This is a genomic window from Comamonas resistens, assembly GCF_030064165.1.
Taxonomy (GTDB): Bacteria; Pseudomonadota; Gammaproteobacteria; order Burkholderiales; family Burkholderiaceae_C; genus Comamonas; species Comamonas resistens.
In genome coordinates, this window is record NZ_CP125947.1 from 2,879,411 (window position 1) to 2,899,847 (window position 20,437).

Below are 20,437 nucleotides of genomic sequence, written 5' to 3' on the forward strand. Positions count from 1 at the left end.
ATTCATACAAAGCGCCAAAAGCTACATATTCAATAGCAAACAAAGGAGACAAATATGCAGATCGCTTTCATCGGCCTGGGCAATATGGGCGCCCCCATGGCCATCAACCTTGCCAAGGCCGGCCACAGTGTCAAGGCCTTTGACCTCAGCGCCGATGCGCTGGCCAAAGTCAAGGCCGAAGGCAGCCAGACCGCAGCCAGCGCCCAGGACGCAGTGCAAGGCGCCGAGGTGGTGATTTCCATGCTGCCCGCCAGCCAGCATGTGGAAGGGCTGTATCTGGGTAGGGACGGCGCACCCGGTCTGCTGGCCAGCATTGCCAAAGGTGCACTCATCATCGACAGCTCCACCATTGCTGCAGCCACCAGCCAGAAGGTGGCGCAGGCGGCTGCTGCTGCGGGCCTGGGCTTTATCGATGCGCCGGTTTCGGGTGGCACGGGCGGCGCCATTGCAGGCACGCTGACCTTCATGGTGGGCGGCACCGACGCCGACCTGGAGCGCGCACGGCCGCTGCTCGAAAAAATGGGCAAGAACATCTTCCACGCCGGCGCCGTGGGCGCAGGCCAGACCGCCAAGATCTGCAACAACATGCTGCTGGGCATTCTGATGATAGGCACCAGCGAGGCCATCGCCCTGGGCGTGGCCAACGGGCTGGATCCCAAGGTCCTGTCCGAGATCATGCGCCGCAGCTCGGGTGGCAACTGGGCACTCGAGGTCTACAACCCCTACCCCGGCGTGCAGGAGGCCAGCGCCGCCACGCGCGGCTACACCGGCGGCTTTGGTACGGATCTGATGCTCAAGGATCTGGGCCTGGCCCAGGAAAGCGCCATGTCCGTCAAGGCCAGCACGCCGCTGGGCGGCATGGCCCGCCAGATCTATGCTGCGCACAGCATTGCGGGCCACGGCCCCGAGGATTTCTCCAGCGTCATCAAGATGCTGCAGAAAAAGGGCTGAAGCCATGGCCCTGCACCATGCCCAACCCGGTGTTCCTGTCCCGGTGCAGCCCTTTGGTGCTTCGCTGCAGGGTCAGAAAACCAGCGCGCTTTTCAAGTCGGAAACCCTGGAGGTGATTCGCCTGGTGCTGATGGCGGGCAAGCGCCTGCCTGTGCACCAGGTTCCCGGCGAGATGACGCTTCAGTGCCTGGAAGGCCAGCTCACCCTCAGCCAGAACGGGAACCACCAGACACTGAGTGCGGGACAGCTGCTGTTTCTGCCAGCCCAGACTCCGCATGAGGTCGAGGCCGTGCAGGACTCGTCGGCCCTGATCACCATCGTGTTGCAAGGCCACGACCGTTAGCCGCCCAGACACATCACTTCGTTAGTGCCGATTTTCGGACTTTTATGCTTCCAGCCCTTGTCCATCAAGCGCTGGAAGCTATTTTTTTTGAGGACATCAACGCCGCCTATCTTCTGGCCTACATCCGCAAGCCGGCATCTGCAGCGTGGCACAAACCGCGGACCTGCGTTTAAGATGCCCCCAGAGGACATGACAGTTACGTTGCTCTCAAGGAGTTATCCATGATGAAGCTGACTGGACAAAGCATTCTCATCCTCGGCGCAGGCAAGATAGGCTCCACCATCGCCGACATGCTGGCCGAGCTGCATTCCGCCACCGTCACGCTGGCCGATATGCAGCCCCCCTCCGCCGGTGGCGATCCCCAGATCCGCACGGTACAGCTGGACATACAGGACGATGCAGCACTGGCCGGCGTTCTGCAGCAGCACTCTCTGGTCATCAACGCCCTGCCGTTTTTCTGCGCCGCACGCGTGGCCCAGGCCGCAGCACAGCATGGCGTGCACTATTTCGACCTGACCGAAGACGTGGCCGCCATGCGTGCCATTCAGTCCATGGCGCCGCAGGCGCGCTCGGTGCTGATGCCGCAGTGCGGGCTGGCACCGGGGCTGATCAGCATTCTGGGCAGCCATCTGGCCCAGCAGTTTGACGAGCCTTTCGACCTGCAGCTGCGCGTGGGCGCACTCTCACGCCACGCCACGAATGCATTGCGCTACCACTTCACCTGGAGCGTGGATGGCGTCATCAACGAATACTGCAAGCCCTGCAACACCATCGCCAACGGCCAGCCTGTCCTGGTACCGCCGCTAGAAGGCATGGAAACACTGGTTCTGGACGGCGAGACCTTCGAGGCGTTCAACACTTCGGGAGGCCTGGGCACGCTGTGCGAGACGCTGCAGGGTCGCGTGCGCAATCTGAACTACAAGACCATACGCCACCCCGGCCACCGTGACGCCATGCATCTGCTGCTGCACGGCCTGCGCCTGATCGAGCGGCGTGATCTGCTGCGTCAGGTACTCGAAGGTGCCATACCCCACAGCCGCGACGATATGGTGGTGATTGCAGCCATGGCCAGCGGCATGCACGGCGGCAGGCTGGAACAGATCACGCGCACGGCCCGCATCTTCGGCGCACCGCTGCGCGGCAAGCAGCGCACAGCCATAGAGCTGATCACCGCCGCCGGCATGCTTGGCGCTGTGGAGCTGTTTGCCACGGGCCAGTTGCCGCAGCAAGGCTTTGTACGTCAGGAGCAATGCACGCTGACGGCCTTGCTGGGTACCTGCGTAGGCTCCTATTTCCAAAGCCTGGCGAGCTGAACTCCCGCGCTTGACCCGCACCACGACCACTCATGCCCATGACCGACACTCTTTCCACCCAGTTTCAGGCCGCACTGACACGCTGCGGCATCGATTTGCAGGCCCTTCAAGGCACGGATATCACCGTGCGCTCGCCTATCGACGGCTCGCAACTGGCGCAACTGGCCGCCCTGCCTGCGGCCCAGATGCCCGAGCTCATGGAGCGCGCCACGCAGGCTTTCAAGCAATGGCGGCTGGTGCCGGCACCGCTGCGCGGCGAGCTGGTGCGCCTCTGGGGCGAGGAGCTGCGCCGCACCAAGGCAGATATCGGCCATATCGTCTCGTGCGAGGTCGGCAAGATCGTGCAGGAAGGCCTGGGAGAGGTACAGGAAGCCGTGGACATCTGCGAATTTGCGCTGGGCCTGTCGCGCCAGCTCTATGGCAAGACCATGGTGTCCGAGCGCCCCGGCCACCGCATCATGGAACAGTACCATCCACTGGGTCTCGTAGCCGTCATCACGGCCTTCAACTTTCCCAGCGCCGTGTTTGCCTGGAATGCGGCGATTGCACTGGTTTGCGGCAACCCCGTGATCTTCAAGCCCTCGGAGAAAGCACCGCTGTCGGGCCTTGCCACCTTCAAGGCGCTGGAGCGCGCCATCGCTCGATTCACGGCTCAGCTCGGCAAACAGGCACCGGCGGGCCTGGCCCAGATTGTTCTGGGCCGCAGCGATGTGGCCGAAGCCTTGGTGGACAGCCCGCAGATCGCCCTGGTATCCGCCACCGGCTCCAGCCGCATGGGCCGTACCGTGGGGCCCAAGGTGGCTGCGCGCTTTGGCAAACGCATTCTGGAGCTGGGCGGCAACAATGCCATGGTGGTCACGCCGGCGGCCGATCTGGACATGGCCGTGCGCGCCATTGTGTTCAGTGCCGTGGGCACGGCCGGCCAGCGCTGCACCACACTGCGTCGGCTGATCGTGCATCGCGAGGTCAAGCAAGCCTTGCTGGACAAGCTGCTGCCCACCTATCGCAGCCTGCCCATAGGCAACCCCTTGCAGTCAGGCACGCTGGTGGGCCCGCTGATCGACAAAGCGTCATTCGATGCCATGCAAAACTCGCTGGCGCAAGCTCTGCAGGATGGCGGCCAACTGCTGACCGGCGGCCAGCGCCAGCTGCAGCAAGAGTTTCCCAAAGGCTTTTATGTGACGCCGGCCATCGTGGACATGCCTGCGCAGACCGCTATCGTTCGGCACGAAACCTTTGCGCCCCTGCTCTATATGCTGACCTATGAGGAACTGGAGCAGGCCATTGCGCTCAACAACGATGTGCCCCAGGGCCTGTCGTCCTGCATCTTCTCCAATGATCTGCGCGAGGTGGAGGCCTTTCTCGGGGCCGCCGGATCGGACTGCGGCATGGCCAATGTGAACATCGGCCCCAGTGGCGCAGAGATAGGCGGAGCCTTTGGCGGCGAGAAGGAAACCGGCGGCGATCGAGAAAGCGGCTCGGATGCCTGGAAGCAATATATGCGCCGCACAACCAATACCATCAACTTCTCGCGCGAGCTGCCACTGGCCCAGGGCATTCAATTCGGCTAGAGGCTAGATCCAGCCAAGCCTTTGCCCCTCAGCGAGAAAACGGATGCGCGTGCCAAGGCATGGGGATAATGAACAGGTTCCGCAGCAATCCGCATTCTGACTGCATGTTTCTGACCTCGATACTTCTGTCCCTATTGTCTCTGCCGCTGCTGTGGCTGGTGCTGCCCATTTTTGTCATGCCACCTCTGGCGTTCTAGCTGGGCTGGATCGGCTTCAAACGCGCAGTGCTGCAAGCCCCGGAACCCGTCGGAACCTTCATGACGGTGCTATATGCCCTGCCCATGGCGCTGGCTATCGCCGTGCTGGTGACAGAACTGTGGATCATGAATACGGGCTACAAAGCCTGAGAAATCACCGAAAAACCGATCCGGAATCTCGCCATTTTCCGCACTGTCATCCAGCAGCGATTGATGCCAGCGCCCAAGCGCGTGACAATGGCTTGTTGTCGCTTGTGCAAGAGGTGTCGTCATGGACCATATTCTCTCCATGCCTGCTCAACCGCTGGATGTCGCGCCGTTTGGCGCCAGGCTCACGAGCGCGCGCTCTGCGGTACTGTTCAAGGCCGAAGATTTGGAGGTTATACGCGTGGTGCTTCGCAAGGGTCAGTCCCTGCCACCGCATCGCGTACCTGGCAGCGTCAGCCTGCACTGCCTGGAAGGCAGGCTTGAGGTGATGCTGGGCCAGAGCATTTATGAACTCCAGCGCGACCAGCTTATCCATCTGCCCCCGGGTCTGCCCCACGCGGTGCGAGCGCTGGACGATTCGTCCGCCATCGCCACCATCGTGCTGTGCAGCAGCGAGTGAGCCGCTGAGCGAAATCAGCGAACCGGCAGAAACTGCATGAATGGCCCGGCCAGCAGCCCCTGGCCGTAGCCGATCACCGCCCGGCGATAGCGCTCCGTGGTGTAGCTTGCGATCAGGTCTAGCCGGCCGATGATCTTGCCCATCTCACGCTCGAAACTCAGGTTTCGGCCGTCGTCTCCCAGCTGGTTGGAGAGCAGCAGGGGCTTGCCGTCCTGTGCACGGCGTGAATTGAGGATCCAGTTGGCAATCTCCAGATTGCGCGCTGCGTTGAAGACATGCTGCGGATCCAGCCCGTCAACCAAGGTGAACGAGGTACGGCCGCCGTGCGAGGTAATCATCATGTCGGCCGCCGCATAGATGAAAGCCGCGACGCGGTCGCCCTCAAAGTCGGGCTGCAGCGCCAGCGACAGGGCTGCGACATCGCGCTTATCCTGCAGCTCATGCCAGGGCTGACGCTCCATGACGGCAATACGCACATAGGCAATGGCCGCCTCGCGGCTCTCGGCAGTCTTTCGCCATTGGGCAGGATTGCGGCGGTACAGCTTGTCCATGATGATAAACAGGCTGTCCAGGTTTTCCTTCATGGCGATGGTCGCCATGCGATTGCTGTCCGACTGCACCAACTCACTGCCGCGAAAGCTCTCCCCTTCGACCTTGCCATGGTTGGTCGGCACGCTGGAGCAGCCTGCCAGCAGCAGCAGGCACGGCAAAGCCAGTGCCGGCCTGAATGGCGAGCCTATCAATGCGGTCTCATGGCAATGGGCATGGGCTGCAGTCATGCAGCAAACATAGCAGCAGAAATGGCGCAGTTGCTGGGTTTTGCGCTACTGCTTTGTTATCAATCGTGAATCCAGCACCCAAGCCCAGGCGATGCGACTATCGACGCAGCTGGCCCAATATCTGCTCCAGCAACTTCCAGGGTGCGATATGGTCGGCCATGGCCACCGGCACACGCAGCATGCTGCTGGTGGCTTGCCTGGGGGAAAACAGCACACCAGGTGCCAGCAGCAACTGGCTGGCTGCCGCCTGCCGGGCCAGCACCTCGGTATCCACGCCGCAGTCCACCCAGGCAAAAGTTCCAGCCACCGGCTCATGCTCGGCATGGCAGCCCAGCGCCTCAAGCTTGCGCAGACAGCGGTTGCGCGCACGGTCCACGCGCTCGCGCAGACGGTCCACATGCTTGCGAAAAGAGCCATCGGCCAGGATATGGTGCACCACCTGCTCCGCAGGCAAGGACGATGTCAGCCCTGCCAGCAGCTTCATGTCGGTAAGTCGGTGCACATACTCGGGCTTTGCCGCCAGGTAACCGACTCGCAGCCCGCCGGACAGGGTCTTGGAATAGCCGCCCACCAGAATGACGCGTTGCAGCCTGTCCATGGCCGCCAGCCGCAAGGGCATGGCGCCCAGAAAATCGGCATAGGTGTCATCCTCGACCAGCAGAAAGTCATGCCGCTCGGCAATGCGCAGCACCTCGTGAGCCACGCCCGCCGACAGGCTCAGCCCCGTAGGGTTGTGCACCGCCGTGTTGAGAATGAAAAGCCTGGGCTTGTGCGCCTGGGCCAATGATTCCAGCGCCACGACATCGGGGCCGCCGGGCAGGCGCGGCACACCGACCACATTGACCCCCATGTACTTCAGCCGTCCGAAGATCAAAAACCAGGCCGGGTCTTCGACCAGCACGGTATCGCCAGGCTTGAGAAAACAGCGCACGATCAGATCCAGACCCTGGGTCACGCCGCCCACGGTCATCAGATTGGCTTCGGGGTGCGCCGGCACTTCCTGCGCCTGCAGGTTGGATGCGATCTGCTGACGCAGCGGCAAAAAACCCTGAGGATGGCCATAGCTGAGAAAGCCCAGCTCCGCACGTGCCCCCTGGCGGCTGATGGCACGCATGGCGCCGGTGATCAGGCCCTGGTCCATCCAGCTGGGCGGCAGACAGCCCGCACCGCCCGTGTTTTCGCCATCATCACGAAAAATGCCGCGCAGCAGATAGGCGGTATCGAACTCCACGACTTCTGCCGGGGCCACGGCCACCGCGGCAGGCTCCATGACGCGGCGCTGTGCCGCCACATAAAAACCGCTGCCGCGGCGCGACTGCAGCAGCCCCTGGGCTGCCAGCTTGTCATAGGCCTGCACCACCGTATCGCGGCTGACGCCAGCGCTCTGTGCCAGTGCCCGCACCGAGGGCAGACGCATGCCCACCCGCAGACCGTGATTGCGGATCAAGCCTGCGAAATGCTCGACCAGTTGCTCGACCAAAGCGGTGCCGCTGGAGCGCATGGGCTGCCAGCCCATGGAGGCGGCAGCCGAATGTGCCGTGGGCTGCACAGGGGCCGCCAGAAGGGGCTCCGCCACTGCGGTGTCAAATTGCATGTGTTGCACGAAAGCTCGCTTCAAAGTGTCATGCTGATGAAAGCAGGCCAGCTCATCAACTGGCCTGCACAAGTGTACCGGCACTGTACTGATTTTAGCAATTAGCATGAGATCCACAAAACGTAACGCTTCAAGGCCCTCATGTCTTACCTGCCTGATTCCGCTGCCTTCATCCTGCCATTGGCCATGTTTGCCTTTGTCAGCTCCGTCACACCCGGCCCCAACAATGTGATGCTCACAGCCTCCGGGGCCACCTTCGGCTATCGACGCAGCATTCCCCACATGCTGGGCATCTGCCTGGGCGTGGTGGTGATGGTGTTGCTGATCGGCGCCGGCCTGGGCAAGCTGTTCGAGGCCGAGCCGCGCATCTACACCCTGCTCAAATATGTGGGTGCGGCCTATCTGATCTGGCTGGCCTGGAAGATTGCCAAGGCTGGCGGCGTCGACCAGGGCCAGTCAGGCAACCGTCCGTTCAGCTTCTGGCAGGCCGCCGCTTTCCAGTGGGTCAACCCCAAGGCCTGGATCATGGCCGTGGGCGTGGTCGCCACCTATACCCCCCGCGAGGGCTTCTTCATGAACCTGCTGCTGTCCGCCCTGGTGCTGGGTCTGGTCAACTATCCCAGCATCAGTGTCTGGACCCTGTTTGGCAGCACCGTGGGCCGCGCACTGCGCACGCCCCAGGCCTTGCGCACCTTCAATGGCGTCATGGCTGCCCTGCTTCTGCTGTCGCTGGCGCCGATCTTCATGGAGCATGTCTAAACTCGGGCCATGCAGCACGCCATACGCCCACTGACCGAATCCGACCTTTGCAGCTATCGCGCCCTGCGCCTGCAGGCACTGAGGGAATGCCCCGCAGCCTTCGGTGCCTCGCCCGCCAGCGAACAGGCACTCAGCGATGCACAGATACTGGGCCGCTTTGCAGGCGCTGCCGGACAGATCATGTGGGGTAGTTTCGACGATATTGGCAGGCTCTGCGCCACCCTGGGCCTGTACCGCGATCTGGGAGAAAAGACGGCGCACAAAGGCCATCTCTTTGCCATGTATGTGGCGGAGCAGGCCCGCGGCCAAGGCCTGGCCCGTCGCCTGCTGGAGGCGGCCATCGAGCATGGCCGATCGCTGAACTTGCGGCAATTGATGCTGGGCTGCAATGCCAGCAATACTGGCGCGCTACGCCTGTATGAGCAAGCCGGCTTTCGCCCATATGGGCTGGAGCCCGCCGCTCTGCATGTGGACGGTCGGTTTTTCGACGAGGTGTTGATGGTGCTTGAGCTGGGCTAGCCCCGGCTCCGCTTCACACCATTCAGCGGCCCACGCCAAGACGCTCCTGGCTCAACCTGCCTGCAGCGCAATGACTTGCTCGGCCAGCCGGGCAATGGCCTCGTCCGAAAGATCATCGGCTTCCAGCACCTGGCGCTGCGGCCACTGCACAAAATGGTTGGACTGCGAGCGCTCGTAATGTGGGTCGTAATGGCGCAGCATCAGCTCCTCAAATAGCGGGGAAAGCTCCCTGGCTCTCGCCCATTGCTGCCAGCGGCCTATGGTTTCCTTGCCTTGCAGCTCCTTGAGCCAGCCCAGCTTGGTGGCCAGCGCTTCGGGGTCATCGCCCAGATAGGCATAGTCGCGCAGAAGATAGGACAGGCGTGCGGCCGTGGTCGCACGTACCTCGATGACAGGGGCCTTGTGCAGATGCTGCACCAGTACCAGCGGCAGGCCCACGCGGCCGATCTTGGCGCTCTCTCCTTCCAGATAGACGGGCTGCGATAGGTCGAATTTTTCCAGCTGGTCGGCCAGCAATGTCTCGAAACGCTTCTGACTGGGCTGCTCAATGCCTGGCAAGCCGCCCAGCAAAGAGCCTTTGTGGTTGGCATAGCCCTCCAGGTCCAGCACCTGCTCGCCGCGTTCGGCCAGCGCGTGCAGCACGCGGGTCTTGGCCGAACCTGTGGCACCGCAGAGCACGCGCATCTGCAGCTGAGGCACCAGGGTTTCCAGCTTTTCGATCACATGGCCGCGAAAGGCCTTGTAACCGCCAGCCAGCTGCTGCGCGTCCCAGCCCACCAGGCGCAGCCAGGTCACCATGGAGCCGCTGCGCAGGCCGCCGCGCCAGCAGTAAACCAAGGGCTTCCAGTTGGCGGGCTTGTCGGCAAAGGTTTCGCGCAGATGGCGCGCCAGATTGGCCGAGACATAGGCCGCGCCCAGGCGCTTGGCCTCGAAAGGACTGACCTGCTTGTAGATGGTGCCGATCTCGGCCCGCTCTTCGTTGCTGAGCACCGGGCAATTGATGGCACCGGGAATATGGTCGAGTTCGAACTCGGCGGGCGAGCGGGCATCGATCAGGGCATCGAACTGGTGACGTTCAGGAACACGAACGGGCTGGCGGTGGGACACGGCAAACTATCCATGGCTGCGCCCATGGCCGCCTCGCAATCGTTGGCAGCCGGGCGATGACAGACGGTCGGGCGCAAGCAATGATCTCTGGCGATCTGGCTCGAAGCTCGGCGACATGAAAAACCCGCCACCCCATCAAAACAAGAGCGCAGCGGGCCACGAAGCAAGGGCGTGGATCGAGCCTCGATACGCACAACGGCCGCGCAATCTGCGCAGATTCGTCATTCCTTGAAAGTCGGTATTTTCGCAGATAGTGCCGAGTCCATCGGCCTCGCCCCCCAAAACCGCACAGGGCGCAGCTGCTTGCACAACTGCGCCCTGTTAGTTCAGAGAAATTTGCCTCCAGCCCTTGTGTATCAAGCGCGGCAAGCTATCAAATCAGAGATTCTCGGCTCTAGCGATCTTGCTCCTTGCGGGCAAAGTATTCTCGCGTGAGCTTCACGATCACGGGCGAGAGCAGCAGCAGCGAGATCAAATTGGGAATCGCCATCAGCGCGTTCAGCGTATCGGCGACCAGCCAGGCAAAGTCCAGCGTGGCCACGGCACCTACAAAGGCGCTGATGGTCCAGAAGATACGAAAAGGCTTTTCGCAGACCGTGCCGACCAGATAGGTCCAACACTTTTCGCCGTAATAGGCCCAGCCCAGGATGGTGGTGAAGGCAAACACGGACAGCGAGACGGCCAGCACATATTTGCCCACGCCGGGCATGGCGGCTTCAAAGCTCTGAGTGGACAACACGGCACCCGTGGCACCCGAGCTCCAGACACCGCTGACCACAATGGCCAAGCCTGTCATGGTGCAGACGATGATGGTGTCGATGAAAGTGCCCATCATGCCCACCAGACCCGAGAACACGGGGTCGCGCGTGGCGCCTGCAGCCTGGGCAATACCGGCTGTTCCCAGCCCGGCTTCGTTCGAGAAGATGCCACGCGCCACGCCCATGCGGATGGCCATCAGCACCGTGGAGCCCAGGAAACCGCCTGTCGCTGCCGTGGGGTTGAAGGCCTGCTCGAAGATCAGCGCAAACGCCGCTGGTATGCGGTCGAAGTACACGCCCAGCACATAAAGCACGCAGATCACATAGGTCACGCACATGGCGGGCACCAGCTTTTCCGCCACGGCGCCGATGCGGGTGATACCACCCAGCACCACGGCACCGGTCAGCACGGCCAGACCTACGCCTGTCACCCAGTTTTCCAGGCCGAAAGCCGTGTGCAACGCCGAAGCAATACCATTGGACTGCACCATGGAGCCGATGCCGAAACCGGCCAGGCCGCCAAACAGCGCAAACAGCGTACCCAGCCATTTCCACTTGCTGCCCAGACCGTTCTTGATGGCGTACATGGGGCCGCCGACCCATTGGCCGTGGTCGTTCTTTTCACGGTACCTCACTGCCAGCACCACTTCACCGTACTTGGTGGCCATGCCCAGCAGCGCCGTCATCCACATCCAGAACAGCGCGCCCGGGCCGCCCACGGCAATGGCCGTGGCCACACCGGCGATATTGCCCGTACCCACGGTGGCCGACAGCGCCGTCATCAGCGCTGCATAGGGCGTGATGTCGCCATCAGCCTTGTCGCCAGGGCGGCGACTGCGCCAGATCATGCGAAAGCCATGCACGATATTGCGCAGCGGCATGAAGCCCAGGCGAATCTGCAGATAAAAACCCGTGCCGAGAATCAGCACGATCATGGGAACGCCCCAAACAATGTCGTTGAGGGTTTTGAAGAGTTGGGTTAACCAGTCCATCGAATGTCGTCAGCCGCCTCCCGTCCGGGCCTGCGGTCCCTTGAATGGCAACAGTCCAGAACATGTCTTTCACCCATGAGCTTGGCCAGCACGGCCGCCGAGATAGACCGGGTAAGTCTGTGGCGCGCCGCACATTTCCTGTTTACCTGTTGGTAAAGCGCCTAACTTTAATGCAGCCAGCAGCCGCTTTCAGGCTTCAGAGGCCTGTTCTTGCAATTCCCCCGTGAATTCCCCAAGCCGGCAAGCGGCCAGAGTCAGGACAGGCGTGACGGCAGTGCCCATGCCCTGCCCAGAAAGCTCTATTTGCGTGAACGCAGCAGCATTTCATCGCCGCTCATCTGCACATCGAAGTGACGCAGAAAATTCTGTCCCAGCAGCGCATCGTCGCTGTCATCGCCGGTATAGCCCGTGCCCACTCGCACATCGCGTACCACCAGGCTGGCCACGCGCACCTCATCGGCCACCACGATGCGACCATCGCGCTCGCCATTGGCCGTACGAAAGCGGGTTTTCTCGCCCCCCTCCAGCCCTGCCTTGGCCGCCAGTTCATCGGTCACGCTGACGGACGAGGCCCCGGTATCGACCAGAAAAGTCACTGCCTGACCATTGACATAGCCTTTCGCGCGAAAGTGGCCATCCACGCCGCGCTCTATGCGTACGCTGCCATCGGCCTGCACCTTGGCCTGGGCAGGCTTGAGGAAATGCTGCATAGCCAGATACATCAGCCCCATCACCACCAGCCAGAACAGCAAAAACATCATGGTGCTGCGCCGCGCCACCGATTGCGGTGTGGGTTCGGAAGAGGAAGTCTTGGGTGGAGGCGTGGCGTTCAGGCGCATGGGCAGATCAGGCAAAGAGTGACCGGAGCATTTTGCCAAGTTCAGGGCCAGGGTCATCATCAATCTGCACCCAGCCTTCTTTGCATCTGCGCGTACATTGCAGGCTGTCTGCATTTATCCACGGCTTGCGCAAACTAGATTCAGGCCAGAGCTTCGCCTCAGAGCAGCAATCCTTGGCGCATCCTAGTTTGCGCAAGCCCTATCCCATATCTTTAGCGCACCATGAACAACAACGCCCTCCCTCCACTGGTTCTGCACTATGTCTTCGACCCCTTGTGCGGCTGGTGCTATGCCGCTGCGCCCTTGGTCAAGGCAGCGCGCAGCGTGCCCGGTGTCACCGTGCAGTGGCACGCGGGCGGCATGCTCACAGGCCCTCACACCCGCACCATCACCGCCGACTGGCGTGAAAAAGTCATGGCCAGCGACCAGCGCATTGCGGAGATGACGGGCCAGCCCTTTGGCGACGCCTACTTCAACGGCCTGCTGAACGACATCGGTGCCCCGCTAGACTCCGAGCCTCCCACCACTGCTCTGTTGGCTGCCGAGGCGCTGAACGGCCAGGGCCTGGAAATGCTGGCTGCCGAGCAAAAAGCCCATTACGTCGCTGGCCGTCGCATCAGCGATCCCGCCGTACTGCGCGAACTGGCTGTCAGCATCGGCCTGGACGCTGCGGCCTACGACACCGCCTACGCAGAGCAAAGCGGCGCGGCAACCCAGAAACATATCGCCGAAAGCCGTCAGTGGCTGAACATGCTGCAGGGCCAGGGCTTCCCCACCCTGGGCCTGGAGTTCGACCACCCCGAGCAGCCCGGCCAGCGCGCCATCCAGCGTATCGATCTTGGCGAATGGCTGGGCGACGTGGATGGCTGGCAGCAGCAGTTGGCCGACTGGGCCGAGCAGGTAGCCGACCTCAAGCAGCAAGTGAGCGCCGATAGCGCACCTGATAGCGCACCCAATGGCGACCCAAGCTGCGGCCCCGACGGCTGCGAACTGCCCCAGCGCTAAGACGCGACGACTCCAAAAACAAGAACAGCCCTGGTAAGGGCTGTTCTTGTCGAGCGAGTCCCAAGCCAGAGACACCAGGCAAGCGCCGCCTCGCGGTGGGGGCGCCTAGCCGAGGGTGTCGTCCCCCTTAGGGGCGCCCGGCCAGGGGAAGGCGCAGGGCCGCCTAGGCAAGCGCCTCGGGGGTAGACAAATTAATCCATCATGGAGATGACCACGTCGCCAAACCTTGAGCAGGAAACCTGGGTCGCGCCATCCATCAAGCGGGCGAAGTCATAGGTCACATGCTTGCTCTGGATGGCTTTTTCCAGGGAAGCCACGATCAGATCGGCGGCCTCGCGCCAGCCCATGTGGCGCAGCATCATTTCGGCGCACAGAATCATGGAGCCGGGGTTCACATAGTCCTTGCCCGCATAGCGTGGCGCCGTGCCGTGCGTGGCCTCGAAGCAGGCAATGCTCTCCGACATATTGGCACCCGGCGCAATGCCGATGCCGCCCACCTGGGCGGCCAGCGCATCCGAGATGTAGTCGCCGTTGAGGTTGAGCGTGGCCACCACCGAATATTCGGCCGGACGCATCAGGATCTGCTGCAAAAAGGCATCGGTGATCGAGTCCTTGATGATGATGTCCTTGCCCGTATTCGGATTCTTGAGGCGGCACCAGGGGCCGCCGTCGATCAGCTCGGCACCGAACTCGCGCTGCGCCAGCGCGTAGCCCCAGTCACGGAAAGCACCTTCCGTGTACTTCATGATGTTGCCCTTGTGGACCAGGGTCACGCTGGGCTTGTTGTTGTCGATGGCGTACTGGATGGCCTTGCGCACCAGGCGCTCCGTACCCTCGCGCGAGACCGGCTTGATGCCGATACCCGAGGTTTCAGGGAAGCGAATCTTGTTGGCCCCCATTTCCCGGGACAGGAAGTCGATAAGCTTTTTGGCGCTGTCGCTGCCGGCTGCGTACTCGATGCCCGCGTAGATGTCTTCCGAGTTCTCGCGGAAGATCACCATATTGGTCTTCTCGGGCTCCTTGAGCGGCGAAGGCACGCCCTTGAAGTACTGCACGGGCCGCAGGCAGACATAGAGGTCCAGCTCCTGGCGCAGCGCCACGTTCAGCGAGCGGATGCCGCCGCCCACGGGCGTGGTCAGCGGCCCCTTGATGGACACGGCATAGTCACGCACGGCAGCCACGGTTTCCTCGGGCAGCCACATGTCAGGGCCATAAATACGCGTAGCCTTCTCACCGGCAAAGATCTCCATCCAGGCAATCTTGCGCTTGGCGCCATAGACCTTGGCCACAGCCGCATCGGCTACCTTGCGCATCACCGGCGTCACGTCCATGCCAACGCCGTCGCCTTCAATGAAGGGGATGATGGGCTGGTCGGGCACGTTCAGCGAACTGTCCTTGTTGACCGTGATCTTCTGGCCTTGCGCCGGCACCTGGATATGCTGATTACCGCTCATGTATACGAATCTCCTGAATCATGAATTTGTATGCAGCGGCATGACCGCCTGCGCTGCGTCCATTCTGTCACCAATGGGTACAGAATTTTTCCGGGAAAGCGGCAAAAGTCGGTCAACGGGGCGACAGGCCCGCCGTTAGATAAGCGTGATGCGGAAGGTCTGCATCGCATTTCAACCTGACCACTGGCTTTACCGCTTTTTTAGGAAATTGGCACACATGAAAAAACTACTCGCTGTCCTGATTGCTGGTTCCTTCGCTGCGGGCGCTTTCGCCCAGGCAGCTTCCACCCCCGCGCCTGCAACTCCTGCGGCGCCTGCCGCCACCGCTCCTGCAGCAACTGCCCCGGCAGCACCAGCAGCCGCTGCAGCAGCTCCCGCCGCCAAGGAGACCAAGGCCAAGCACCACACCGCCAAGAAGCACACCAAGCATTCCGCCAAGAAAGCGGAAAAGGCCGAGAAGCCCGCCGCAGAAAAGCCTGCCATGTAATTTGCAGCGCCTGCACTTCGGTGCGGGCCTGTGAACCATCTGAAAAACCCGCAGCGGCTTGGCCCTGCGGGTTTTTTGATGCCTGACAATGAGGGCGACTCTACCCGATTCAGCCGTTGTTCAGTTATCTGCATTAGGCTTGCAGCTTTCCCCTTTCTCTTCTTTTTGCCCAGCACTTCCCTTCGCCACGCTTATGAAGTCTTTCGCTCTGTTCGCCGCCCCGGGGCGCGCCATTTTCTCCATGCGCTCGCTGCTGCTGGCCGCCGCCGTGGCCGCCGGACTTGCGCAAGTGCCGGCCATGGCGCAAGGTGCCGCGCCGCAGATGAACCTGTCCCGCACCGACCTGACGGCAGGCATGTTCCGCCTTGATGTCCAACTGGCCCAGACGCCGCAACAGCGCGAGATCGGCCTGATGTTCCGCAAGGAAATGCCCCAGCAGGAAGGCATGCTCTTTGTCTTTGAGACACCAGGTGTGCAGTGCTTCTGGATGCGCAACACCTTGCTGCCGCTGACCGCAGCCTTTGTGGCCGACGACGGCACCATCGTGAATCTGGCGGACATGAAACCCCAGTCCGATGACTCGCACTGCTCGGCCAGGCCCGTGCGCTATGTGCTGGAGATGAACCAGGGCTGGTTTGCCAAGCGCGGCATCAAGGCCGGGGCCAAGCTGGGCGGAAAGATTTTTAGTACCCCCTGAGCCGCTGCGCGGCTTCCCCCACGGGGGACGGGGGCGGCCCTTGCTGGCCGTCCCTAGCCTAGGCCACGCCCATTTCATGCGCTCTGGATGACTCCTGCATCCAGGCAACTTGCTGCCATAATCGGCGCCCATGCATATGCTTCGCTCATCGTTTTGGCTCTCCAGGCTGGTTCTCGCCTGGTTTGTCTTGACCATGGGCGTATCCATTGCCGCACCTTTCGTGCAGCCTCAGTCGCTGGAGCTGGTCTGCTCGGCCAGCGGTGAAATCAAATGGGTGCAGGTCGGCGCCGATACGGATAGCAGCCCAGATGCGATGGGCACATCCCATCACCACATCGATTGCGCGCTATGCCTTTCGGTCACTGCGCCGCCGCCTTTGTTCCTGCTGGACCTGAACAGCTCCCAGCAATCGCTTTCCTATGCGCTACGGCCCGTGCCAGCCGCGCATATCGCCTCCGTCACGCGGGCGCCGCTGCCGGCGCGCGGGCCACCTTTCTTCTCCTGATCGTTTTCTCTTAAGCATCGGTCCGGCGATCCGCTGGATGCTGACTGCTGCCCATTCCCGGCGCTGTGTTCCAAAGCAGCCTGCGCCCGCTCAGGAGTTTTCCGTGATTCGTTCTTCCGTCCCCGCGGGGATTGCGGCCAGGCCACGTCTGCGCTTTGCCTCGTCTTTTTCCCATTCACCTCGACTGCTGGCCGTTGCGCTGAGCTCGCTGGGCTCGCTTGCGCCTCTTTATGCCGGCGCCGCCCCCCCAGAGGCCGAACTGGCCACCGTCCAGGTCACCGGGAGCAGCACCCCCATGCCGCTGGGGCCACTGCCGCTGCACCAGAGCGCCGGCACCGGCAGCCGCCTGGGCCTGAGCATTCTTGAAACACCGGCCAGCGTGCAGGTGGTCGACCGCGCCACCATCGAAGCCACGGGCGCGCAGGACACCCAGGAGATGCTGCGCGCCGTGCCGGGCGTGACCGCCTACAGCCCGCCCGGCAATCCGGGCGTGAGCTGGCGCGGCTTCAGCGGAGCCTCTGTCAGCCAGCTGTTCAACGGCATCAATGTGCAATATTCGATTGCCGCGCGCCCGGTGGACAGCTGGATCTACGACCGCGTCGAGGCCATAGGCGGTGCATCGAGCTTTCTCTACGGCGCCGGCGGCGTGGGCGGCACGCTCAACTACATCACCAAGCTGGCCGAGCCCGGCGATTTTTCCGAAGGCCAGCTCACATTGGGCAGCCACGGCCGCAAGCAGGCCAGCCTGGGGCTGAACCGCCGCCTGAGCAATCCGGATGCCGCCAACCGCCACGATCTGCGCCTGGATCTGAGCCACAGCGAGGGCGGCAGCGCCGTGGACGGCGTGCGGCGCCATGCCACGCAGCTCGCAGCTTCGCTGCGCTCGGAGCTGGGCTCCGGCCTCACGCACACGCTGGCTTATGAATGGCAGCGCGAGCGTGTGGACCGGCCCTACTGGGGCACGCCGCTGCGCAATCCCATCGCTGGCGCGGGCACCGGCGCCGTGTCCATAGACCCGGCCACGCGTGAGAAGAACTACAACGCCACGGATGGACTCTATGCCCAGCAGGTGCAGTGGCTGCGCTCCATCACCGAATGGCGTGCCAGCGACCGCCTGCAGTGGAGCAATACCTTCTATGCCTATAGCGCGCTGCGCGACTACCGCAACGTGGAAAACTACCGCTTCAACGCGGACAACAGCGCCGTCATCCGCTCCAGCGCCCTGCTGCAGCGCCACGACCAGCACCTGGTGGGCGACCGCGTGGAAGGCCGCTACCGGGGCGAGCTGGCCGGCCACCGCAGCGACTGGGCCTTCGGCTTCGATGCCAGCGTGAACCGGCAGACGCGCTACCCCAACAGTACCTCGGCCACGATCAGCACGGTCAACCCCTACGACTTCAGCGTGGGCGACTTCTATGCCAGTTCGGGCCTGCAGCCGGGCTTTAACGCCGACCGGGAAAACCGCATCCGCAACCTGGCCCTGTACCTGGAAAACCGCACGGCGCTGACTCATGCCTTGAGCCTGGTGACGGCCCTGAGGCATGAGCGCATCGACCTGGACCTGACCAACCGGCGCAGCGTGACGCCCAGCATGCCCGCCAGCTTCTCGCGCAGCTACCAGCCCACCACCGGGCGCGTGGGGCTGGTGTGGCAGCCTTCGCCCGAAGCCATGCTCTACGGCCAGTTCGCCACGGCGGCCGATCCACCCTCGGGCATGCTGGCCACGGCCTCGTTTGCCGATGCCATGAACAACACCGGCCTGACCACGGGGCGCCAGTGGGAGCTGGGCGCCAAACAGCAGTTCTGGCAGGGCAAGGGCACGGCCACGCTCGCCGCCTACGACATCCGCCGCCGCAATATCGCCACCCAGGACCCGCTGGACTCCACGCGCACCCTGCTGGTTGGCCAGCAATCCTCGCGCGGGCTGGAGGCCGCCGTGGGCCTGGCCATCACGCCGCGCTGGAACCTGCGCGCCGACTGGAGCGTAAACCGCGCCCGCTATGACGACTACCAGCAAGCCGGTGTTTCCATGGCCGGCAAGCGCCCCGTCAACACACCGGCCACGGTAGCCAATCTCTGGACCAGCTACCGGTTCACCCCGGCGCTGCAGCTGGGCGCCGGCCTGCGCCATGTCGGCCGCATCTACGGCGACGCGGCCAACACCCAGTACTGGCCAGCCTATACCTTGCTGGACCTGGGCCTGGCCTGGCGCATCGATCCGCGCATGACGCTGCAAGCCCGATTGCGCAATGCCACGAACAAGGTCTACGCGGCCAGCCTGTCCGGCACCATGGTCTATCTGGGCACGGCGCGCGCGGCGGAGCTGAGCCTGCACGTCGCCTTCTGAGGAGCGGCCATGCAAGCTTCCTTGAAGCGCTGGCTGTTTCTGCTGCACCGCTGGCTGGGTGTGGCGCTGTGCCTGCTGTTCGCCCTGTGGTTCGTCTCGGGCGTGGTGATGATGTATGTGGGCTACCCCAAGCTCACCGAGGCCGAGCGGCTCGCTCATCTGCCCGCGCTGGACCCGGCCTCCACGCTGCTGGCCCCGCAAGAGGCCTTGCGCAAGGCCGGCGTAACGCAACCGCTGGCCGAGCTGCGCCTGAACATGGGCAGCGCCGGCCGCGCCACCTATCTGGCCACGCCCCAGGGTGCGGGCACAGGCAAGACCATCGCCATCGATGCCGCCACCGGCCAGCCGCTGGGGCCGGCCAGCGCGCAAGCGGCCCTGGCCAGCGCGCGCAGCTATATGGCAGGCAACGCAGCGGCAGAGCCCAGCTATGCCGGCACCGTCACGGAAGACGCTTTTACCCATTCGCGCAATCTCGACGCGCACCGGCCTTTGCATGTGGTGGAGCTGGGGGATGCGGCCGGCACGCGCCTGTATGTCTCGGGCAGCACCGCCCAGGTGGTGCGCGATGCCTCGCGCTCCGAGCGCGGCTGGAACTATGTGGGCGCCTGGCTGCACTGGCTGTATCCGCTGCGCGGCGGCCTTTGGGACCGCTACTGGGCCGATACCGTGAACGGGCTATCGCTGGCCGGCATCGCGCTCGCGCTCAGCGGCACCGTGGTCGGCATCTGGCGCTGGCGCTTTGCCACGCGCTACCGCAGCGGCCGGCGCACGCCCTATCCGGGCCGCATGATGCGCTGGCACCATGTCTCGGGCCTGCTGTTTGCGGCCGTCACACTGACCTGGATTTTCAGCGGGCTGATGTCCATGAACCCGTGGAAGGTCTTCGACAGCCCGCGCCGCGCCGTGGATATGAAACTCTGGCAGCCAGAAGGCCTGACGCTGTCGAACGCAGTGCCACCAGCCATGCTGCTGGCTTCTGGGGAGCTGAAACAGCAAACTGTGCGGGAGCTGCGCTGGAGCCAGGCTCCGGGTTCCAGGCTTCAGGTTGTCGCCCATTCGGCTAATGGCAGTCGGCAAGTGCTCGATGCCGCAACCGGCCAAGCCTTGTCATATGACAAGGAGCAACTGCTGGCCGCTGCGGCACGGCTGTCGCAGGCACCCGTGGTGGATAGTCAGTGGCTGACTGGCTATGACTTCTACTACTACGCACGCGCCGACCACACCATGATGGGCGGCAGCGGCAAGCCTTTGCCCGTGCTGCGCGTGATATACGGGGATGAGCGCCGCACCTGGCTGCATATCGACGCACAGACCGGGCAGCTGCTGGGTCAGCTGGACCAGCGCCAGCGCCTCAAGCGCTGGTTGTTTGCGCTGTTGCACAGCTGGGACTGGCTACCTCTGCTGGAGCGCCGCCCCTTGTGGGACGGCGTCTTGATCGTGCTGAGTCTGGGCGGGCTGCTGCTCAGCGGCACCGGTGTGGTGGTGGGCTGGCGTCGATTGCGCAGAAAAGCTGCCTTCTCCAAAAAGAGAGCTGCCAGCGCCTGACACTGAATGATTTCAGAGGCCTTTTCATCTGAAATATATGTCTATTCAGCGCATGCAGCTCCCTTATC

Annotated in this window: 19 protein-coding genes; 13 read left to right on the forward strand and 6 right to left on the reverse strand. The window is 63.1% G+C overall.

Annotated elements, in window-relative coordinates; genetic code table 11:
• The first annotated feature begins 54 nt into the window (after positions 1 to 54).
• The 5 genes from mmsB to QMY55_RS13475 all read left to right on the forward strand — a co-directional run bounded on the left by mmsB (position 55) and on the right by QMY55_RS13475 (position 4,982).
• Positions 55 to 951 (forward strand): 3-hydroxyisobutyrate dehydrogenase, encoded by an 897-nt coding sequence (gene mmsB, locus QMY55_RS13455; protein ID WP_283484710.1) that lies wholly within the window; start codon positions 55 to 57, stop codon positions 949 to 951.
• 4 nt (positions 952 to 955) lie between these two features.
• Positions 956 to 1,294 (forward strand): cupin domain-containing protein, encoded by a 339-nt coding sequence (locus tag QMY55_RS13460; protein WP_283484711.1) that lies wholly within the window; start codon positions 956 to 958, stop codon positions 1,292 to 1,294.
• 221 nt (positions 1,295 to 1,515) lie between these two features.
• Entirely contained in the window at positions 1,516 to 2,607 is a 1,092-nt protein-coding gene (locus tag QMY55_RS13465; protein ID WP_283484712.1) for a saccharopine dehydrogenase NADP-binding domain-containing protein, read from the forward strand.
• 38 nt (positions 2,608 to 2,645) lie between these two features.
• The gene (gene amaB, locus QMY55_RS13470) at positions 2,646 to 4,178 is read left to right on the forward strand and encodes an L-piperidine-6-carboxylate dehydrogenase (protein ID WP_283484713.1); all 1,533 of its coding nucleotides are present in this window, start codon (positions 2,646 to 2,648) and stop codon (positions 4,176 to 4,178) included.
• Between the two features lie 468 nt (positions 4,179 to 4,646).
• A complete protein-coding gene (locus QMY55_RS13475; RefSeq protein ID WP_283484714.1) occupies positions 4,647 to 4,982 on the forward strand; it encodes a cupin domain-containing protein in 336 nt (111 codons plus the stop codon).
• A 14-nt stretch (positions 4,983 to 4,996) separates the two neighbouring features.
• On the opposite strand, the gene QMY55_RS13480 is transcribed toward QMY55_RS13475, so the two are convergent.
• Both QMY55_RS13480 and QMY55_RS13485 read right to left on the reverse strand, forming a co-directional pair.
• Positions 4,997 to 5,761 carry a hypothetical protein gene (locus QMY55_RS13480; protein WP_283484715.1) on the reverse strand — a complete coding sequence of 255 codons (765 nt, stop codon included), beginning with the start codon at positions 5,759 to 5,761 and terminating at the stop codon, positions 4,997 to 4,999.
• A 97-nt stretch (positions 5,762 to 5,858) separates the two neighbouring features.
• The gene (locus QMY55_RS13485; protein WP_283488954.1) at positions 5,859 to 7,277 is read right to left on the reverse strand and encodes an aminotransferase-like domain-containing protein; all 1,419 of its coding nucleotides are present in this window, start codon (positions 7,275 to 7,277) and stop codon (positions 5,859 to 5,861) included.
• A 219-nt stretch (positions 7,278 to 7,496) separates the two neighbouring features.
• Between QMY55_RS13485 and QMY55_RS13490 the strand changes: the two genes are divergently transcribed.
• Complete coding sequence (locus QMY55_RS13490; protein WP_283484716.1) at positions 7,497 to 8,114, forward strand: LysE family translocator; 618 nt, start codon at positions 7,497 to 7,499, stop codon at positions 8,112 to 8,114.
• A 9-nt stretch (positions 8,115 to 8,123) separates the two neighbouring features.
• Positions 8,124 to 8,633, forward strand: coding sequence for a GNAT family N-acetyltransferase (locus tag QMY55_RS13495; protein WP_283484717.1), 510 nt, complete (start codon positions 8,124 to 8,126; stop codon positions 8,631 to 8,633).
• A 51-nt stretch (positions 8,634 to 8,684) separates the two neighbouring features.
• Here the strand turns inward: QMY55_RS13495 and mnmH are convergent, their stop codons facing one another.
• From mnmH to QMY55_RS13510, 3 genes are all read right to left on the reverse strand, one after another.
• Positions 8,685 to 9,740 (reverse strand): tRNA 2-selenouridine(34) synthase MnmH, encoded by a 1,056-nt coding sequence (mnmH, locus tag QMY55_RS13500; RefSeq protein ID WP_283484718.1) that lies wholly within the window; start codon positions 9,738 to 9,740, stop codon positions 8,685 to 8,687.
• A gap of 394 nt (positions 9,741 to 10,134) precedes the next feature.
• A complete protein-coding gene (locus tag QMY55_RS13505; RefSeq protein ID WP_283484719.1) occupies positions 10,135 to 11,490 on the reverse strand; it encodes an alanine/glycine:cation symporter family protein in 1,356 nt (451 codons plus the stop codon).
• A gap of 299 nt (positions 11,491 to 11,789) precedes the next feature.
• Positions 11,790 to 12,329, reverse strand: a complete 540-nt coding sequence (locus tag QMY55_RS13510) for a retropepsin-like aspartic protease family protein (RefSeq protein WP_283484720.1) — start codon at positions 12,327 to 12,329, stop codon at positions 11,790 to 11,792.
• Positions 12,330 to 12,551: 222 nt separating this feature from the next.
• On the opposite strand from QMY55_RS13510, the gene QMY55_RS13515 reads away from it, so the two are divergent.
• Entirely contained in the window at positions 12,552 to 13,334 is a 783-nt protein-coding gene (locus tag QMY55_RS13515) for a DsbA family protein (protein WP_283484721.1), read from the forward strand.
• Between the two features lie 191 nt (positions 13,335 to 13,525).
• Here QMY55_RS13515 and icd read toward each other — a convergent pair whose 3' ends face one another.
• Positions 13,526 to 14,788, reverse strand: coding sequence for an NADP-dependent isocitrate dehydrogenase (gene icd, locus QMY55_RS13520; protein ID WP_283484722.1), 1,263 nt, complete (start codon positions 14,786 to 14,788; stop codon positions 13,526 to 13,528).
• Positions 14,789 to 15,005: 217 nt separating this feature from the next.
• Here icd and QMY55_RS13525 point away from each other — a divergent pair, with 217 nt between their 5' ends.
• The 5 genes from QMY55_RS13525 to QMY55_RS13545 all read left to right on the forward strand — a co-directional run bounded on the left by QMY55_RS13525 (position 15,006) and on the right by QMY55_RS13545 (position 20,369).
• Positions 15,006 to 15,275: a hypothetical protein gene (locus QMY55_RS13525; protein ID WP_283484723.1), complete on the forward strand. Its 270-nt coding sequence runs from the start codon at positions 15,006 to 15,008 to the stop codon at positions 15,273 to 15,275.
• A gap of 241 nt (positions 15,276 to 15,516) precedes the next feature.
• Positions 15,517 to 15,972 (forward strand): DUF192 domain-containing protein, encoded by a 456-nt coding sequence (locus QMY55_RS13530; RefSeq protein ID WP_283488955.1) that lies wholly within the window; start codon positions 15,517 to 15,519, stop codon positions 15,970 to 15,972.
• 130 nt (positions 15,973 to 16,102) lie between these two features.
• Positions 16,103 to 16,477: a DUF2946 family protein gene (locus QMY55_RS13535; protein ID WP_283484724.1), complete on the forward strand. Its 375-nt coding sequence runs from the start codon at positions 16,103 to 16,105 to the stop codon at positions 16,475 to 16,477.
• Between the two features lie 184 nt (positions 16,478 to 16,661).
• Positions 16,662 to 18,824: a TonB-dependent receptor gene (locus QMY55_RS13540; protein ID WP_407650697.1), complete on the forward strand. Its 2,163-nt coding sequence runs from the start codon at positions 16,662 to 16,664 to the stop codon at positions 18,822 to 18,824.
• A 9-nt stretch (positions 18,825 to 18,833) separates the two neighbouring features.
• Positions 18,834 to 20,369: a PepSY domain-containing protein gene (locus QMY55_RS13545; RefSeq protein ID WP_283484725.1), complete on the forward strand. Its 1,536-nt coding sequence runs from the start codon at positions 18,834 to 18,836 to the stop codon at positions 20,367 to 20,369.
• Positions 20,370 to 20,437 lie beyond the last annotated feature (68 nt).

Excerpts from the sequence above, each read along its gene's own strand:
- mmsB (WP_283484710.1), top strand. The coding sequence starts at position 55 with ATGCAGATCGCTTTCATCGGCCTGGGCAATATGGGCGCCCCCATGGCC.
- QMY55_RS13460 (WP_283484711.1), top strand. The coding sequence starts at position 956 with ATGGCCCTGCACCATGCCCAACCCGGTGTTCCTGTCCCGGTGCAGCCC.
- QMY55_RS13465 (WP_283484712.1), top strand. The coding sequence starts at position 1,516 with ATGATGAAGCTGACTGGACAAAGCATTCTCATCCTCGGCGCAGGCAAG.
- amaB (WP_283484713.1), top strand. The coding sequence starts at position 2,646 with ATGACCGACACTCTTTCCACCCAGTTTCAGGCCGCACTGACACGCTGC.
- QMY55_RS13475 (WP_283484714.1), top strand. The coding sequence starts at position 4,647 with ATGGACCATATTCTCTCCATGCCTGCTCAACCGCTGGATGTCGCGCCG.
- QMY55_RS13480 (WP_283484715.1), bottom strand. The coding sequence starts at position 5,761 with ATGACTGCAGCCCATGCCCATTGCCATGAGACCGCATTGATAGGCTCG.
- QMY55_RS13485 (WP_283488954.1), bottom strand. The coding sequence starts at position 7,277 with ATGGGCTGGCAGCCCATGCGCTCCAGCGGCACCGCTTTGGTCGAGCAA.
- QMY55_RS13490 (WP_283484716.1), top strand. The coding sequence starts at position 7,497 with ATGTCTTACCTGCCTGATTCCGCTGCCTTCATCCTGCCATTGGCCATG.
- QMY55_RS13495 (WP_283484717.1), top strand. The coding sequence starts at position 8,124 with ATGCAGCACGCCATACGCCCACTGACCGAATCCGACCTTTGCAGCTAT.
- QMY55_RS13505 (WP_283484719.1), bottom strand. The coding sequence starts at position 11,490 with ATGGACTGGTTAACCCAACTCTTCAAAACCCTCAACGACATTGTTTGG.
- QMY55_RS13510 (WP_283484720.1), bottom strand. The coding sequence starts at position 12,329 with ATGCGCCTGAACGCCACGCCTCCACCCAAGACTTCCTCTTCCGAACCC.
- QMY55_RS13515 (WP_283484721.1), top strand. The coding sequence starts at position 12,552 with ATGAACAACAACGCCCTCCCTCCACTGGTTCTGCACTATGTCTTCGAC.
- icd (WP_283484722.1), bottom strand. The coding sequence starts at position 14,788 with ATGAGCGGTAATCAGCATATCCAGGTGCCGGCGCAAGGCCAGAAGATC.
- QMY55_RS13525 (WP_283484723.1), top strand. The coding sequence starts at position 15,006 with ATGAAAAAACTACTCGCTGTCCTGATTGCTGGTTCCTTCGCTGCGGGC.
- QMY55_RS13530 (WP_283488955.1), top strand. The coding sequence starts at position 15,517 with ATGCGCTCGCTGCTGCTGGCCGCCGCCGTGGCCGCCGGACTTGCGCAA.
- QMY55_RS13535 (WP_283484724.1), top strand. The coding sequence starts at position 16,103 with ATGCATATGCTTCGCTCATCGTTTTGGCTCTCCAGGCTGGTTCTCGCC.
- QMY55_RS13545 (WP_283484725.1), top strand. The coding sequence starts at position 18,834 with ATGCAAGCTTCCTTGAAGCGCTGGCTGTTTCTGCTGCACCGCTGGCTG.